The sequence below is a fragment of the Rathayibacter sp. AY1D5 genome (assembly GCF_002932515.1).
Lineage (GTDB): Bacteria > Actinomycetota > Actinomycetes > Actinomycetales > Microbacteriaceae > Rathayibacter.
Map to the genome: position 1 here is coordinate 12,658 of NZ_PSVU01000046.1, position 16,676 is coordinate 29,333.

The window sequence follows — 16,676 nt, forward strand, 5'->3', positions numbered from 1 at the left end:
GGAAGCACGACGCGGCCGGGCGGGCGGGCCCGGCCGCGTCGGCCGTGGTGGGATCGCGGCCGAGAGAGTGCGTCCCCCGGCCGCGACGGGTCACTCGAAGAGCGACAGGGTGATGGTGGACGAGTACGCGCCGGCGTCCACGTTCACGGGGGTGCGGAGGAAGAGGTCGGCGTCGGCGCTCCAGGAGCCCTCGGGGTTGACCTGCTGGGAGTTGCTGGCGACGATCGCGAGCAGCTCCTTGCCCTTCAGGCCGACGCCGTTGGCGCCGCCGTCGATGGCGGTGCCGACCTCATCGCCCGCGGCGACCTCGCCGAGGTCTCCACCGTCGACCAGGTCCGGGGTCCAGCCGAGGTTCTCGGCGCCGATGGTCGAGCCGTCGGCCGACGTGAAGTCGCTCGCCGTGCCGATGACGTACCACGCGGAGTCGGGGGAGACGTCCGCGGCGTCACGGGTGTCGGTGACCGTGACGGTGGGCAGGGTGCCGGTGAACTGGCGGCGGACGTTGTCCGAGCCGGTCTCGGTCAGCGTCGTCGAGTCCGCGGCGACGGTCATCGAGAGGGCGCCGGTCCCGGGGAGGTCGGCGATCTCGACGTTGATGTCGACGTCGTCGTTGCCGTAGTTGACCTCGGCGGCGAACGCCGTTCCGGCGACTCCGAGCAGGAGGACGCCTCCGGCCAGTCCAGCGGCTCCGCGGATCAGAAGGGATCGGGTGTTCATGTCGGGTGTTCTCCGTTCTCCGGCCGGCGTCGTCGCCGGCTCGATCTCAATGGGTGTGGGTCGTGCCCGCGGATCAGCTGCAGCTGGCCGCGGAGTAGGGGGCGGTCGCGGAGGCCGTGGCCGGCTTCCCGCTGATGAACGCGGTCGCCGTGGCGGTCGCGGATCCGTCGGTCACGCTCGTCGCCCGGGTGGTGAAGGCGGCCGAGACGGTGGCGCCGGGAGCGACGTCGGCGAAGCTCTTGGAGCCCCACGTCGTGCCGATCACGATCTTCGCGGCGAAGGCGTTCGGGTTCGTGGCGGTCGCGGTGACGACGATCTTCCCGGCGGCGCAGCGCGTCGTGGAGGTCGTGGTCACGGCGATCGCGGGTGCCGAGTCGGTCACGGGACCGACGGAGGCGGAGGCCGTCGCCGGCGTCCACTGCGGCTTCGCGGCGGTCACGGCCACCGAGATCGTCGCTCCGCGGTCGGCGGCGGTGAGCGTGTAGCTCGACGCCGTCGCCCCGCTGATCGCGGTCCCACCGCGCTTCCACTGGAAGCCGGTCGCCGTCCACGGGGAGGAGGCGGAGGCGGTCAGCGTGCTGCCCACCGTCGCCTTCCCCGTGATCGAGGCTGCGAGCGGCGCGGTGTCGACGATCGTCTGCGCGGCGACGCTGGTGAGGGTCGGGACGACCTTCTGCATGAGCCCGGTCGTCTTGTCGAAGGTCACCCGGTCGATCGTCGTCTCGCGGTGCTGGCCGTCTCCGCCGGGGATGGCGAAGCGGTGGTAGGCGATGTACCAGTCGTCCGTGCCGGGCACGTTGACGATCGAGTTGTGGCCCGTGGCGAGGATGCCCTGCGAGGTGTCCTTCTCGAGGACCACGCCGCGGTAGGTCCACGGTCCGTCGACGCTCGTCGAGGTGGCGTAGCCGACCTTGTAGTTCTCCGAGCCGGTGTCGTCGATCGAGTAGGTGAGGTGGTACAGACCGTCGCGGTAGTTCAGGAACGCACCCTCGCGGAAGTCGGTCAGACCGCTGATCTTCTTGATCGTGCCGGTCTTGATCGAGAGCATGTCGTCGGACAGCTCCCCGTAGAGCGGGTCGCCGTTGCCCCAGAAGAGGTAGCTCTTGCCGGTCTTCGGGTCGGTGAACGCGGCGGGGTCGATCGCCTGGCCGGACCGCACGGACTCGCCGTTGGTGATCATCGCGGTCGGCTGCGCCGTGAACGGGCCCATCGGGCTGTCCGAGACGGCGACTCCGATCGTCTTGCGGTTCAGCGAGGAGTTCTCGCCGGAGAAGTAGAAGTAGTACTTCCCGTTCTTCTCGATGATCGTCGGCGCCCAGGCGTTGCCGGTCGCCCACGGCACGTTGCCGTTCGCGCCGTCGAGCGTCAGGAAGGGCTGCTCCGAGCGGGTCCAGTCGATGAGGTTCTTCGAGGACCAGGCGTAGAAGGTCTTGCCGCCCCAGCCGGCGAAGCCGTCCGAGGTCGCGTACAGGTAGTAGGTGTCGCCGAAGACCGCGATGTTCGGGTCGGCGTTCAGGCCTGCGAGGACCGGGGACTTCATGACGACGGCCTTCAGGGTCCAGGTGGTCGCGGTGCCGCCGGCGGCGGGCGTGAGCACGACCGTCTGCGGGGTGGAGAGGTCGCGGACGGTGCCGGAGGCGGGGCTCGCCGTGACGCCGGCCGCGGTGGAGAAGGTCGGGGTGAGCTTCGTCAGGTCGGTCCCCGGCTTCACCGGGAAGGTGACCGTCCTGCTCGCCGAGTCGACGATCGGGGCCGTCTTCAGGACGTCGCCGCTGAGCGACAGGTCGACCAGGGCCGACGTGTTGCCGGAGGCGGCGAGCACCTCGGAGGCGCTGAGGGCCCGGTTGTAGACCGAGAACTCGCGGATCTGGCCGCGGAAGCGGTTGTCGGCGTCGTAGTTCGAGCGCCCGATGTAGTTCGCCGAGGTGGAGCCGCCGCCGATGTCCTTCGGGTCGGTCGTGACGGTGCCGCTGGCGACCTTCACTCCGTCGAGGTAGATCGTGCCGGTGGTGCCGGAGAGCGTGTACGTCAGGTGCGCCCAGGTGCCGCGGGGGAGGGCCGAGCCGCCGGCGACGGTCTGCTCGGTGGTGTAGTTCCCGGTCGCGATGCTGGTGCGGTAGTTGTTGCCCGAGGTGAAGAGGTAGCCGTCGCCGGCGCCGTTCGTGGTGTTGCCCAGGCCGTAGAGGAAGTAGGCGCCGCCCTGCGCGGGGTCGATCCAGACGTCGGACTGGATGGTGAGGTCCGTCACTCCGGCGAGCAGGTCGTTCGGCAGCTTGACGTAGTCGTCGGTGCCGTCGAGCTGTAGGGCGCCGTCCTTCCAGGTGCCACCCGAGGGCAGCGTGCCGTTCTGGTTGTTGCCCGAGCTGTCGCGCACCGTGGTGCCCGAGCCGCCGTCGAAGGTGTAGCGGAGGATCTCGCCGGCCGCGTTGACCGGCTTCGCGGCGGGGCCGGTGCTGCTGGTGCCGTAGGCGGCCGTCAGGCGCGCTTCCTCAGCGCTCGAGAGGCGGAGCACCGAGCCGTGGCGGAAGGGCTTCGAGAACGAGTACGTGTTCGCGCCGGTGGTGCCGACAGGAAGCGCCGTGAACCGCATGTCCGCGAGGGTGTCGGTGACGTAGGCGGAGTAGCCGAACGAGTCGCCCATGACGACCCAGCGGCCGTCGGGCAGCTGGTAGACGGTGAGGCCCTCGAGGTGGTCGGAGAGGCCGCGGGACTTCTCCTCGCCGAAGCCGATCACGCGAGTCCAGGGGCCGGCGAGACTCGGGGCCTTGTCGACGACCGTGCGCCAGTCGGCGGTGGAGAAGCGGTAGTACGTGTCCCCCTCCTTCGCGATGGTCGTGTCGATGATGCTGCCGCGGCTCCCGCCGCCGGCGGCGGGGTTCTCGTCCAGCCAGACCTTCGGGGTGGAGAAGCCGACGAAGTCGCGCGTGGTCGAGACGTAGACGCGCTGGGCGGAGGCCCCGCCGGTCAGCGTCTTGTCGCGGGCGGCCCAGTAGACGTAGTACTGGCCGGTCGCGTCGTCCCAGATCGCCTCAGGAGCCCAGACGTTGCCCGCGTCGGGGAAGCCGGCGAAGACGATGCTCTGATCGCTCCAGTTCACGAGGTCCGTCGAGCGCCAGACGACGAGGTTCTTGCTCGCGTTGGTCTGGTCCCAGGTGCCGCCGGGAGCGGTGCCCTCGGCGTGCAGGTCGGTGCCGATGATCCAGTACTCGTCGCCGGTGGGGGAGCGCACGAGGTGCGGATCGCGGACGCCGAGGGTGCCGCCGAGGTTGGCGAGCACGGCCTTGTCGTTGTTGAGCTTCGACCAGTGCAGACCGTCGGTGCTGGAGCCGAAGTAGATCTTCTCGTAGTCGGTCGAGGCGAAGTGGGTCCAGAGGTAGCCCGCGTCGTACTCGGTGTCGAGGTCCGCGGGAGCCGCGGTCACCGTGACGGGCAGCTGCCGGGTCGCGGTCGTGCCGGCGATCGTCGCGGTGAGTGTGACGGGCGTGGCGGCGGACCGGCGCTTCACGACGCCGGTCGTGCTGAGCACGGCCGTGTTCGAGGAGGACCAGGCGACGTCGTAGGAGCCGGCCTTCGCGGGCAGCGTCACGTTGCCGCGGACGTCGCCGGAGTTGACGATCGAGAGGGCGTCGAGCGCCTTCTGGGCGTCGGCGTTCACGTCCTTGGCGGGCACGGTGGCGGTGAAGGTGCGGGTGGCCGTGGCCGAGCCGCGGGTGGTCGTGGCGGTCAGCTCGACCGAGGCGACCCCGGTCGCGGGTGGCGTGACGACTCCGCTGGTCGAGACGACCGCGGAGTTGCTCGAGGCCCAGGCGATGGCGGAGCCGTTGGGGCCGGTCGTCGGGAGGGTGAGGTTCGCGGAGACCGAGGAGAGGCTCCCGAGGTCCAGGGCGGCGGAGTCGCGGGAGACGCGCGTGCTGTCCGGGGCCTGGAGGGTCGCGACGTCGGCCGCGCTGAGCGCCGTGCTGTAGACGCGGAAGTCGCGGACCGAGCCGGCGAGGGTCTTGTCCGCCGTGTAGACGGAGCGGCCGATCGCGTTCGCGGTGGTGGTGCCGTTGCCGATCGCGGCGGGAGTGATGGTCACTCCTGTCTGCTGCGCGACCTGGGTGCCGTCGAGGTAGAGGCGTGCGGTGTCGCTCGCGTCGTCGAGCGTGTAGGTGAGGGTCTTCCAGACGCTGCGCGCGAGGTTCGCGTTGGAGTTGACGGTCTGCTCGGTGGTCCAGTTGCCGGTGGCGATCGAGGCCTTGTAGCCGTTGCCCGTCGTGTAGAGGTAGCCGTTCCCGGCGCCGTTCGTCGTGTTGCCGAGGCCCCAGATGAAGTAGGGCGTGCCCTGGTTCGCGTTCACCAGGACCTCGGTGCTGACCGTGATCGAGTTCAGGCCCGCGAGCAGGTCGTTGGGCAGCTTGACGTAGTCGTCGGTCCCGTCGAGGGCGACGCCCGCGGCTCCGCGAGGAGCGGCTCCGTTGACGAGCGTGCCGGTGCGGCCCTTGCCCGAGCTGTCGGCGACGGTCGTGCCGCTCGTCTCGTCGAGCGCGTAGCGCAGGACGAGGCTGTCGGAGGGAGCTGCGCTCGCCGACTGGGCCGTCAGAAGGGGGACGGTGAGGGCCACGGCCGTCACGAGGACGAGTGGTCGCAGGAAAGGCTTCATCGCGCTTTGCTCCAGGGTCGGCACCATTGCTGAGGGGAGGGAGTGTGCCGGCTTCGTACGCGGCAATGTTCACGGTAACACTATGTTGACGACAACGTGAAGAGCCTAACCGGATCATTTCCCGACACTCCAGAGGAGAGGCGAACCGGTTCGACGAATCCCGAGTGCATCCTGGAGCGACGCGTACGCCGATGTCCGGTCGGATCAGCCGCGGTCGACGTCGCGCGAACGGCTCAGCGCGCGGTCCATCGCCCTCAGCGTCCGGAAGCCGGCCCGCTCGGCCACGGCCGCGCGAGCCGAGGGCGAGAGCGACGGGCTCGCGGCGAGCAGCGACGCGGCGAGGTGCACGCGCCGCTCGCGGAGGGTCGCGGCCACGGTCGTGCCCCGGCGGTGGAAGGCACGGTCCAGCGTCGCCCGCGAGACGCGGAGCCGCATCGCGAGAACGCCGGCGGTGAAGTCCGCGTCACCCGCCTCCGCATCGATGACGGCGATCGCGCGGAGGAGGACGCCCTCGAGTCCGTCCTCCGGACGGGCGGGCGGCAGGCTCTGCTTGATCAGGGCCGACGCGGTCGCCTCGAGCGCCCGGCGCAGCTCGCTGAAGCCGGGATCGCCCGCCGCGAGGTCCGCGTTGAGGGTCGCGTTGACGAGGGAGACGAAGGCGCCGCTGTAGCTGTCGGCGGCGAGCAGGGTGCAGGACGGCCCGTCGGACTGTGCGCTCGTGAGGCCGAGCCTGCCCCAGGACGTCCTCAGCGCCAGCCAGGCGGAGTCCTCCTCCGCCCGGAACCGAGCGGAGTCGTCGCGTCGGAGGAGGGCGAGCCCGCCGGGTCGCAGACGAGCGGCCTCGAGAGGGCCGTCGACGACGATCTCGCCGGCGACCGGGACGATGAGGTCGACCTCGGCCCGGTCGGGGGCGGGGAGGGGCGGGTCGGTCCGGAGCGTGCCGGGTGTGTGCCAGAGGCGGCTCAGCCGGAAGCCGTCGACGGCGAGCACGTCCCCGGCGAGGTGCAGGGGCGGAGCTCCGTCGCTCGCCCAGCCGAGGCTCCTCAGCCACGCCTCCACGCGGGGACCGCTCAGCTGCAGCGTCTCGACGAGACCGCGCGGGGCGGCCGGCTGCTCGGAAGCGGTCACCGGGCTCCTTCGCAGCGGGGACGGGGTGCGCGGGCGGTGACCACGCTAGGCCGGGGGAGGGGCGCCGAGACGGGGTGGCGCGTTCCTCCTCGGACGAGGCGCCCGTCCTCGGCGGGAGGGCGGAGGCGGCCCTCCTCGCCCGCGGTCCGGCAGGACGCGGGCGGAGAGGGCCGCCGGGCGCGGATCAGCGGCAGTCGGTTCTCGCCTTGATCCAGTGGGGGTTCAGCGCGCTGTCTCCCTGGGCGGTGATCCCGGCCGCATCGGGGCCGGTGCTGGCACCGGAGCCGATCTTGGTCCACGTGTTCTGCGCCGGGCTGTAGTACCAGATGTCGCCGTTCGCCTTCACGGAGACGTTCCCATCCGCTCCCTGACCGTAGGTGCGGACGAACCCGGAGTTCTCCGGAACGGTCGCGAGCCGGGTGCCGTACTGCAGGACCCCGTCCTTGATCCAGTGGATCTCGAAGGTCCCGCCCGGCCGCTGGGTCAGTCCGGCGGCGCTCGGCTCGGTGCTGGCTCCGGTGCCGACGAGGTCCCAGACGTTGCCCTGCGGGGTGTACCGCCAGATGTCGCCGTTCGACTTCACGGCGATCGTGCCGCGGGTGCCGAGGCCGTAGACGCGGACGAATCCGGAGTTGGTCGGCACGGTGGCCGCTGCGGTGCCGTACTGCAGGACTCCGTTCTTGATCCAGTGGACGTTCAGGGTCCCGGCCGGGTTCGCGGAGATGCCGGCCGCGCTCGGCTCGGTGCTGGCGCCGGTGCCCAGAAGGGTCCACTCGTCGGCCTGGCGGTTGTACCGCCAGACGTCGCCGTTCGACTTGATGGAGACGTTCCCGTCCGCGCCCTGACCGTAGGTGCGGACGAATCCGGAGTTGTTCGGAACGGTCGCGAGCGCCTTGCCGTACTGGAGGACTCCGTCCTTGATCCAGTGCGCGTTGTAGGTTCCGTCCGGCTGCTGCGTGAGCCCGGACGTGCTGGGCTCCGTGGAGGCGCCCGTGCCGAGCTTCTGCCAGCCGTCCGACTGCCGGTACTGCCAGATGTCGCCGTTCGCCTTGACGGAGACGTTGCCGTTCACACCCTGCGAGGAGGTGTGGATGAATCCGGAGTTCTCGGGAACAGTGGCGAGGCCCGTGCTGTACTGCAGGTCGCCGGTCTGGCGGACCGGGAACGGGGCGTTCGTCTTCGCCGAGCCGCCGAAGGCGAGGGCCGAGCCTGTCGAGGGGCCGGCGATGACGCTGCCGGCGGGGATGGTGGCGACTCCGTTCGCGTCGGTCAGGAAGGTGTCGGTCCCGCTCCCTCCGAAGCGGAAGCCGGGCGGGGTGTTCACCCGCACAGGGACGTTCGCGACGTTGCCGCCGGTGAGGGTCAGCGTGATCGGCGCCGTGTTGGGCATGCACGCGATCATGGTCGGGATGGAGCTGAACACGAGGGTCTGCGTGGCAGAGGCGGCGGCGGCCGGGGTGGCCGTCGCTGCGGCGATCACGGGCAGGGACCAGGTGGCGCCGGCGACGACGGTGCGTCGCCTCAGCGGACCCTGCTCAGCGGGAGAGTTGTCTGAAGTCACAGTGAAGCTCCTCGGTCTGTCTTCTCGCCGGCGGCCTGCTCGGAGGACGGTCGTCGTCCGCTCGGGCGCTTCGGCGGGTACGACGGGCGCCGTACCGCTGGGGAGTCTTCCCGCGGGCGGTCGGTCGGCCCAAGCGCTCGGGGGCAGGTGAGGAGGAAGTGGCGCCGCCGTGAGGAGGGAGTGGTGTGCTCCGGCGCCGTTCCGAGTCGCGATCGCCCTCCTGACCCGGTGATCCCGTCGGTCGCACGCTGCCGCCGGGGCGCCGCCGGCGCGGTGAGCGGGAGCGTCGCCGTCCGCTGTGACCGGTCCGGTGACAAACGGAGCACGCGCGGGCTGCGAATCACTCCCGTGGTGAGGCGTCAGCGTGCCCGCGAGGAGGGGGCGCCCGATGAGGTCGAGATCGGCCGAGATGTACCGGCGGATGGCCGAGCACTGGAACGGCGTGGAGGCCCGTTCTGGACTGCGGGTCGAGGCGACGGGCTCGCTCGGCTTCGAGATCGCCAGACTGTGGATCCCCGGTGGCTGCGTTCTCGAGCAGAAGCCGCAGTCGCGCTGCCCGCCGGGCGCGCATCTGCTGCTGGTCGTCGAGGGCGGAGGACGCATCCGACAGGACGGACGGACGCTCGAGTGCGGCAGTGGTGATCTGGTGGTCATCGACGCGGAGCCGCGGACCGGGGCGCGCTTCCCCCGCTCGACCGTGATCTACGCCTGGGTGCTCGGCGAGCGGGCGCGGGAGCAGCGCTGGCTCACGGAGCGCTTCGGCGAGGTCCTGCCCGTCGCCGGCTGCTTCCTGGCCCCGGCGCGGGCGCTGATGAACGGTCTCCTCGACGGCGACCACGCTCTGGCGGAGCAGCCCGCCGTCGCCCGGGCGGGCGAGGCCTTCCTGAAGGAGCTGGTCGAGGGCTCCGCACCGCGCAGGCGTCCCCGCGCCGAGGACGTCTACGGCGAGGCCATGGCCCTGATCGAGGAGCGCCACCGCGATCCCGCCTTCACCGCCGCCCGGCTCGCCCGCGAGCTCCTGGTGTCGGAGCTGACGCTGGCTCGCGCGTTCTCCTTCCTCAGGCGGACGGCCGACGACGAGCTCGAGCGGCGCCGGGCGGGCACCCTCCTGCTCCTGATCGGCGGGCGGTCCCTGGCGACGGCCGACTTCGCGCGCGCGGCCGAGGAGGCGGGCTTCGCCTCCGAGGGGAGCGCTCGCCGCGCGCTGTGGCGGCTCTCCCAGCGCCGCTGACCGGGACGGTCCCCGTGGCCGTCCTCCCGGTCCGGCGACGGCGTGCGGCCGGATTCCGAGTGCGAGGCGCGGAGGCCTGGGAGATCCGTGCGAACGTCCGGCGGTGATCGACAGATGAGGGATTCTGTTCGTTCGACGCGGAGGAGGCGGGAGATGGGGGCCGCAGAGGAGCGGATGCAGGAGTTCATCGGCGCGTGGGACGAGCCGCAGGCGGGCGCCCGGGGACTCCGCTGGGATGCTGCGTACGGGCCGGGCCTCCGGGTGACGCGGGTCTGGGCGCCGCGGGGGATCAGGGTCGACCGTCCGCCGGCGTTCGACCGGGCTGCCGAGTCCGAGGAGGTGCACGTGTCCCTGATCGTGGAGGGCGGGGGAGACATGATCCTCGAGGAGGGCTCGCTCGAGGCGGTGCCGAACAGCGTCCTCGTCCTCGAGGCGAGGACCGCGGCACGCATCGACTACCGGCGGCCCACCCTCTCGTACACCTGGAGCTTCGACGCCGCCGTGCTCGAGCACCGGTGGGTCCGCGAGCGGATCAACGAGGTCGTGCCGGTGCGCGAGTCGGTCTGGACGCCTGCCCGTGCCCTCGCCAACAGTCTGATCGAGGGTGATCCGGCCGTGCTCGGGGCCGCCGGCGTGAGGCGGGCGAGCGAGCTGCTGATGGAGGGGATCGTCGAGCACAGCGCTCCGCGGGTCCGGACCCGGAGCGCCGACCAGGTCTACGCGGAGGCGATCCCGGTGATCGAGGCGCGCCACCGCGACCCGGCGTTCTCCGCCGCGGTGCTCGCCCGGGAGCTGCTCGTCTGCCCCCGCATGCTCGCGCAGGCTTTCGCGTTCCTCGGCCGCACGCCGGCGGAGGAGATCGAGACGCGCCGGGCGGGCACCCTCCGGCGCCGCATCGGCCTGCGGCGGCGGGGCCCTGCCGACTTCGCCCGCCTCGCCGAGGAGTGCGGCTACCGCACCCGCGAGCAGGCCGCGCTGACGCTCAGCCGCTCCGCCTCCTGAGGCCGGCGGAGCGCCTCGGACACGACGGCGCCCCCTCGTCCGCGGAGGGACGAGGGGGCGCCAAGGGAGACCGGGCCGGAGCCCGGTCAGGTCTTGCTGCGGGCCATGACGGCGCGCTGGAGGAGGACGAAGACCAGGAGGATGCCTCCGGTGATGATCGTGGTCGCCTCCGGCGGGATGCCGCCGTCGCGGGTGATCAGGACGTTCATCAGGCCGAGCACCAGGGCGCCGACCACCGAGCCGAGCACGAAGCCGACGCCGCCGGTGAGCAGCGTGCCGCCGATGACGGTCGCCGCGATGGCGTCGAGCTCCCAGCCGGTGCCGGTGATGTTCTGCGCGCTGCCGAGGCGGGCGGTGTAGACCACACCGGCGAGACCGGCGAGCGTGCCGCTGATGATGTAGATGAACAGCTTGGTCCGCACCACCGGGAGGCCCATCAGGGCCGCCGACTGCTCGGAGCCGCCCATCGCGTAGACCGTGCGGCCCAGGCGGGTGCGGTGCAGCACGAAGAACGCGCCGGCCACGACGAGGATCGCGATGATCACGCCGGGGCTGATGACGAAGTCGTTGACCTTCGGGCCGTCGATCAGCTTGATCGGCGTGGCCAGGCTCAGCACGGCCGAGTCCTCGGGGAGGCGCTCCGGGACGGTGCTCAGCATGGAGGCGAGACCGCGGGCCAGGAACATCATCGCGAGCGTCGCGATGAACGGCTGCACGTTGAAGTACTGGATCAGGACGCCGGAGATCACGCCGAACAGGGCGCCGATCACGACCATCAGGACCATCACGAGCCAGGGGTTCCAGCCGGCGTTGATCAGGAGCACGCCGCTCACGCTGCTGAACGCGATCACCGCGCCGACCGAGAGGTCGATGCCGCCGGTGAGGATCACGAAGGTGAGGCCCACGGCGAGGATGATCAGGTGCGCGTTGTTGACCAGCAGGTTCGAGATCGTGCTCGCCTGCAGGATCCGGCCGTAGGCGGCCTCGCCGTAGACGATCATCCCGAAGAAGATGATCAGCGCGGCCAGGGTGGGCAGCTTGTCCAGGTGCTGGCTCAGCCAGCCGCGCGCCCCGGAGGTGCGCTTGGTGCTCGCCGGAGGGGCGGAGCGGGTCATCACGGCACTCATGCGGGGATCGCCTCTTTCTGCGGGACGCTGCGGCGCGCCTCGCGACGGGACTTGAAGGCGGAGCGGACGCGCTCGGACTGCAGGAGGCAGAGCGCGACGATGACGATCGCCTTGAAGGCGGGCGTCGCGGAGGACGAGACTCCGAGGAACACGACGGTCTTGTCGAGGGTGGCGATCAGGATCGCGCCCACGGCGGCACCGGTGATGTTGAACTTGCCGCCGGCGAGCGAGGTGCCGCCGATGACGACCGCGAGGATCGCGTCGAGCTCGAGCTGGTAGCCGGTGCGCGAGACGTCGACCGTCATCACGCTCGCCGTGGCGAACACGCCCGCGACTCCGGCGAGGATGCCGCTGCCGATGTAGGCGGTCATCAGCAGGCCCCGGCGATTGATGCCCGCGAGGCGGGCCGCCTTCGGGTCCATGCCGATGGCCTCGATCATCAGGCCGAGGGCGCTGCGGCGCACCAGGACTCCGACGACCACGACGATGGCGATGGCGAGGAGGAACACGACCGGGAGCCCGAAGACGTACCCGTTCGCGAGCCAGCGGAAGGGCTCGTTGGTGGCGGCGGTGTTCTGGCCGCCGGTGATGACCTTCGCCAGGCCGCGGCCCGCGAGCATCACGACCAGCGTGCTGATGAAGGGCTGGAGGCCCACCACCGAGACCAGGATGCCGTTCACGGCTCCGAGCACGGCGGCCACGAGGAGGGCGACCGCGAAGGCTCCCGCTGCCGCGCCGAGCGAGTCGGGCGCTCCCGCGGAGTTGAGGAACTCCATCGAGACGGCGCCGGCGACGACCATGATCGAGCCGACCGAGAGGTCGATGCCCCCGGTCGCGACGACCAGGCACATGCCGACGGCGATCATCAGGATCGGAGCGGCGGCGCGGGCGATGTCGATGACGTTGCCGACGAGGTAGCCGGTGGTGGGGCTGACCGAGACGGCCAGGTAGCCCGGGTCCTTGACGACGTTGACGAGGAGGAGCAGGGCGATCGCCACGACTCCCCAGAAGTACTGGCGGCGGATGATCCCGCCGAGGACGGATCCCCGGGCGGGTCGGGTGTCGCTGCTCATGATGCGGCCTCCTGCGTGGCGCTCTCGAGGACGACGACGTCCTCGTCGACGACTCCCTCTGCGGCGATGGTAGTGACGATCGACTCCGCAGTGACAGCGGGACCGTTGAGGATCTCCGCGATCACGCGGTGGTCCTTCAGGACGATGATGCGGTCGCTGAGGCGGACGACCTCGTCGAGCTCGGACGAGATGAAGACCACGGCGACGCCCTCGCCGGCGAGGGCGACGACCTTCTCCTGGATCTCGGCCTTCGCTCCGACGTCGATGCCGCGGGTCGGCTCGTCGAGGATGAGGATCTCGGGGGCGGTGGCGAGCCAGCGGCCGAGGAGGACCTTCTGCTGGTTGCCGCCGGAGAGCTTGCTGATCGGGCGGTCGGGGTCGGCCGGGCGCACGTTGAGCTCGATGAGGTACTTGCCGACGATCTCGTCCTTCTCCTTCTTGGAGAGGGGGCGGGCCCAGCCGCGCTTGGCCTGCACGCCGAGGATGAGGTTCTCGCGGACCGAGAGGTCGCGGATGATGCCCTCGTCGCGGCGGTTCTCGCTCGAGAACGCGATCTTGTGGGCGAGACCGGCGGTCGGCGTCGGGACGTCGATCTTCTTGCCGTGCATCGTGATCTCGCCGGTGTCGGGCTTGTCGACGCCGTAGATCAGGCGCGCGAGCTCGGTGCGGCCGGAGCCGAGGAGCCCGGCGAAGCCGACGACCTCGCCGCGGTGCAGCGTCAGGTCGGTGCTCTCGATGGAGCCCTTCTTGCCGATGCCCTTCGCGGTGTAGAGCGGGGCGTCGCGGTAGAGGTGGTCCTGGCTCTCGCGCTCGGAGTCGAGGGAGCGCAGCGCCGCGATGTCCTTACCGATCATCTTCGAGATCAGCGAGGTGCGGTCGAGCTCGTGGGTCAGGTACTCGCCGACGAAGGTGCCGTTGCGCAGCACCGTCAGGCGGTCGCTGATCGCGTAGACCTGGTCGAGGAAGTGCGAGACGAAGAGGATCGCGACGCCCTCCGCGCGGAGGCGGCGGATGACCACGAAGAGGTTCTCGACCTCGTTCGCGTCCAGGCTCGAGGTCGGCTCGTCGAGGATGAGCACCTTGGAGTCGCTCACCGTCGAGCGGCTGATCGCGACCAGCTGCTGCATCGCGATCGAGAGCGAGGCGAGCGACTGGCGCGTGTTGAGGTGGCCGAGGCCGAGCTTCTCGAGCGCGACCTTCGCGGCCTGGTGCGTGGCCTTCCAGTTGATGCCGAAGGGTCCGCGGACCTCGTAGCCGAGCATCACGTTCTCTCCGATGGAGAGGTTCGTGACCAGGTTGACCTCCTGGTACACGGTGGAGATGCCCGCGGCCTGCGAGTCGGCGGTGCCGGTCAGGCGACGGGTCTCCCCGTCGATCACGATGTCTCCGCTGTCGATGCGGTAGACGCCGGTGAGGGCCTTGATGAGCGTGGACTTGCCGGCGCCGTTCTCACCCATGAGGGTGTGGACCTCGCCCGGGAACAGGCGGAAGTCGACGCCGTCGAGGGCTTTCACGCCGGGGAAGCTGATCGAGATGTTCTTCATCTCGACGATCGGAGGCGAACCTGTCATGTCGCGTCGTTCCGTTCTCGAGCGGGGCGCAGCCGAACAGGTGCGCCGAAGGGTCGGAGCGACCGGGGCCGGCGGGTGGGCCGGCCCCGGTCGCTCCGGGGGAGTGGTGCCGCGTCGAGGACGACGCCGGGCGACCGGTGGTGCTGAGCGACTAGAACTTGCGGTCGGGCAGCGCGGTGGTGGCGGCCTCGGGCGAGTCGAAGGTCTCGCTCGGGACGACGATCGAGGACTCGACCGTCTCGCCGGCCAGGGTCTTCTCGACCGCGTCGAGGGCGGTCTCGCCGAACAGCGGGTTGTACTCGGCGACGAAGCTCAGCTCGCCGTCGGCCAGCGCCTGCAGGGCGTTCTTGGTGCCGTCGATCGTGGCGATCTTGACGTCGGTGCCGGGGGTGAGGCCGGCCTCCTGGACGGCCTGGACGGCGCCGAGGCCCATCTCGTCGTTCTGTGCGAAGACCAGCTGGACGTCGTTGTTGTTCGACTTCAGGACGGTCTCGAAGACGCTCTTGGCCTCTTCGGTGGACCAGTTCGCGGTCTGCGCGCCGATCTTGGTGAACTTCGAGTCGGCGCCGATGACCTCGTCCCAGCCCTCGTTGCGCTCGTTGACGACCGAGACGCCCGCGGGGCCCTCGAGCGTGAAGTACTTCGCGCCGCTCGGGAAGGTGGTCTTGGCCCAGTCGGCGACCGAGGTGCTGACCGCGATGTTGTCCGGCGCGATGCGGGTCACGTAGAGGTCGGTGTTGTCCGGCTCGATGCCGCGGTCGATCAGGATGACCGGGATCTCGGCCTCCTGGGCGCGCTCGAGCGAGTCCTCCCAGCCGGAGCCCTCCGTGGCGGAGAGCAGGATGATGTCGACGCCCTCGTCCACGAAGGAGGTGAAGGAGTCGATCTGCGACTTCTGGTCTCCGTTGGTGGCGGGTGCGTACTTCAGGTCGAAGCCGGCGTCCTTGGTGAACGTGTCCTCGATGTTGGTCTCGTTCGCCTGGCGCCACGCGCCCTCGGGGCCGACGGCCACGAAGCCGACGGTGGTGAGGTCACCGCTCGAGCCGGAGCCCGAATCGGTGCCGGAACCGCCCGAGCAGCCCGCGAGTCCGAACGCGAGTGCGCCGACTGCTGCGAAACCCAGGAACTGGCCGATACGCCTCGTCTTGGACATAGATCTCCTCCTTGAGATCGCGGGCACGAAGAGAGTGCCCGAGATGGTGGACCCCGAAGGGCCTCGAATGCGGGCCTAGCGGCCCGAGGTGCGGTGAGTGCAGGATGTGCAGTGGGCGCCGGCCGAAGCAGCGCCGCGTCGAAATGTTACCGTGAACAATTCTTGTGACGCAACAGCACGGCGGTGCGCTTCGGTAACGATCCGGTCGCGGGGCCCGCAGGGCCCGATGGCAACCCTCTGCCCGGTGGTCGGGCCCGGGAGTAGCTTCCCTGGCCATGATGCTCCCTCGATCGCGCTCCGTCCCCGCGACGGCCGCGACGGCGGCTCTCGTGCTCGCGCTCTGCGGATGCTCCGCGGACGGCACGGCGGCCCGCCGCGCGGCCGACGCCTTCCTCTCCGCGCTCGCCGACGGCGACGGCCGCGCGGCGTGCGCGCTGCTCACCGGCTCCGCCCGCGAGGCCGTGGAGGACCGGGAGGGCGACTGCCCCGGCGGCGTGCTGGAGCTCGGGATCGCGGAAGACGGAGCAGGGGACGCCGAGGTCTACGGCCGGGCGGCGATCGTGCGCTCCGGCGGCACCGTGGTGTTCCTCACTCCGGGCGACGACGGCTGGCTGGTGCGCGCGGCCGGCTGCGCGCCGGTGGCGGACGCGCCCTTCGACTGCGTCCTGGACGGGAGCTGACGTGCGCACTGCCTCCGCCCTGTACTACGCCGTGATCGTGCTCGGCCTGATCGGGTTCTTCGCCGTCGGGATCCTCGGGAGGTGAGCCGGATGCGCCGCTTCCTGCGCCAGAACGGACTCTCGCTGTTCTTCCTCGCGATCTTCCTGCTCGCTCTCCTCGGGCAGTCGTTCGCCGGGCTCGCCGCGTACAACGACACCCAGGTCGCGGAGGGGCTGCGGGAGGTCGGCTACTGGCGCTTCGTCACCTCCTCCGACTTCGCGATCGACGTCGCCGAGAACTGGCAGTCGGAGTACCTCCAGTTCTTCCTCTACATCGGCGCGACCGTCTGGCTCGTGCAGTGCGGCTCGCCCGAGTCGAAGCGGGTGGGCGAGGAGGGCCTCGAGACCGACGAGCAGCAGAAGGCGGGGGCGTCCGCGGAGGACGACTCGCCGCCCTCGGCGTCCGCCGGCGGCCTGCGGCAGGCGCTGTTCTCGCACTCGCTGCTGCTGGTGATGGGGGCGGTGTTCCTGCTGTCCTGGGCGGCGCAGTCGGTGACGGGCGTCGTGGCCTACAACGAGGAGCAGCTGACGAGCCTGGAGGCGCCCGTCGACTGGCTCGGCTACGTCTCCTCCGCCGACTTCTGGAACCGGACGCTCCAGAACTGGCAGTCGGAGTTCCTCGCGGTGGGCAGCATGGCGGCGCTCGCCGTGTTCCTGCGCGAGCGCGGGTCGAGCGAGTCGAAGAAGGTGGGCGATCCGCACGGACGGACGGGGATCTGAGTGGTCAGGGTGCGTCGGATCGGACGCGGATC

At 70.8% G+C, this 16,676-nt stretch carries 12 protein-coding genes; 4 read left to right on the forward strand and 8 right to left on the reverse strand.

Annotated elements, in window-relative coordinates; genetic code table 11:
- Positions 1 to 90: 90 nt before the first annotated feature.
- The 4 genes from C5C82_RS13310 to C5C82_RS13325 form a co-directional block, all read right to left on the reverse strand.
- On the reverse strand, positions 91 to 717 hold the full coding sequence (locus tag C5C82_RS13310) for a hypothetical protein (RefSeq protein WP_104227017.1): 627 nt from the start codon (positions 715 to 717) through the stop codon (positions 91 to 93).
- A gap of 73 nt (positions 718 to 790) precedes the next feature.
- Positions 791 to 5,359 carry a family 43 glycosylhydrolase gene (locus C5C82_RS13315; RefSeq protein ID WP_181134089.1) on the reverse strand — a complete coding sequence of 1,523 codons (4,569 nt, stop codon included), beginning with the start codon at positions 5,357 to 5,359 and terminating at the stop codon, positions 791 to 793.
- Positions 5,360 to 5,563: 204 nt separating this feature from the next.
- The gene (locus C5C82_RS13320) at positions 5,564 to 6,487 is read right to left on the reverse strand and encodes a helix-turn-helix domain-containing protein (RefSeq protein WP_104222387.1); all 924 of its coding nucleotides are present in this window, start codon (positions 6,485 to 6,487) and stop codon (positions 5,564 to 5,566) included.
- Between the two features lie 184 nt (positions 6,488 to 6,671).
- Positions 6,672 to 8,048, reverse strand: coding sequence for a hypothetical protein (locus C5C82_RS13325; protein WP_104355212.1), 1,377 nt, complete (start codon positions 8,046 to 8,048; stop codon positions 6,672 to 6,674).
- A gap of 388 nt (positions 8,049 to 8,436) precedes the next feature.
- Here C5C82_RS13325 and C5C82_RS13330 point away from each other — a divergent pair, with 388 nt between their 5' ends.
- Positions 8,437 to 9,279 (forward strand): hypothetical protein, encoded by an 843-nt coding sequence (locus tag C5C82_RS13330; protein WP_146085994.1) that lies wholly within the window; start codon positions 8,437 to 8,439, stop codon positions 9,277 to 9,279.
- 153 nt (positions 9,280 to 9,432) lie between these two features.
- Positions 9,433 to 10,281 carry a hypothetical protein gene (locus C5C82_RS13335; protein WP_104355214.1) on the forward strand — a complete coding sequence of 283 codons (849 nt, stop codon included), beginning with the start codon at positions 9,433 to 9,435 and terminating at the stop codon, positions 10,279 to 10,281.
- An 86-nt stretch (positions 10,282 to 10,367) separates the two neighbouring features.
- Here C5C82_RS13335 and C5C82_RS13340 read toward each other — a convergent pair whose 3' ends face one another.
- The 4 genes from C5C82_RS13340 to C5C82_RS13355 form a co-directional block, all read right to left on the reverse strand.
- Entirely contained in the window at positions 10,368 to 11,408 is a 1,041-nt protein-coding gene (locus C5C82_RS13340) for a sugar ABC transporter permease (protein WP_104222391.1), read from the reverse strand.
- Positions 11,405 to 12,481 carry an ABC transporter permease gene (locus tag C5C82_RS13345; protein WP_104227011.1) on the reverse strand — a complete coding sequence of 359 codons (1,077 nt, stop codon included), beginning with the start codon at positions 12,479 to 12,481 and terminating at the stop codon, positions 11,405 to 11,407. Before C5C82_RS13345 ends, C5C82_RS13340 begins: the two co-directional genes overlap by 4 nt.
- Positions 12,478 to 14,052, reverse strand: coding sequence for a sugar ABC transporter ATP-binding protein (locus C5C82_RS13350; protein WP_104355215.1), 1,575 nt, complete (start codon positions 14,050 to 14,052; stop codon positions 12,478 to 12,480). Before C5C82_RS13350 ends, C5C82_RS13345 begins: the two co-directional genes overlap by 4 nt.
- Positions 14,053 to 14,203: 151 nt before the next feature.
- Positions 14,204 to 15,205, reverse strand: a complete 1,002-nt coding sequence (locus C5C82_RS13355; protein ID WP_104222394.1) for an ABC transporter substrate-binding protein — start codon at positions 15,203 to 15,205, stop codon at positions 14,204 to 14,206.
- Positions 15,206 to 15,480: 275 nt separating this feature from the next.
- On the opposite strand from C5C82_RS13355, the gene C5C82_RS13360 reads away from it, so the two are divergent.
- The gene (locus tag C5C82_RS13360; RefSeq protein ID WP_104257729.1) at positions 15,481 to 15,885 is read left to right on the forward strand and encodes a hypothetical protein; all 405 of its coding nucleotides are present in this window, start codon (positions 15,481 to 15,483) and stop codon (positions 15,883 to 15,885) included.
- A 90-nt stretch (positions 15,886 to 15,975) separates the two neighbouring features.
- A complete protein-coding gene (locus C5C82_RS13365; RefSeq protein ID WP_104355216.1) occupies positions 15,976 to 16,644 on the forward strand; it encodes a DUF6766 family protein in 669 nt (222 codons plus the stop codon).
- Positions 16,645 to 16,676: the final 32 nt, after the last annotated feature.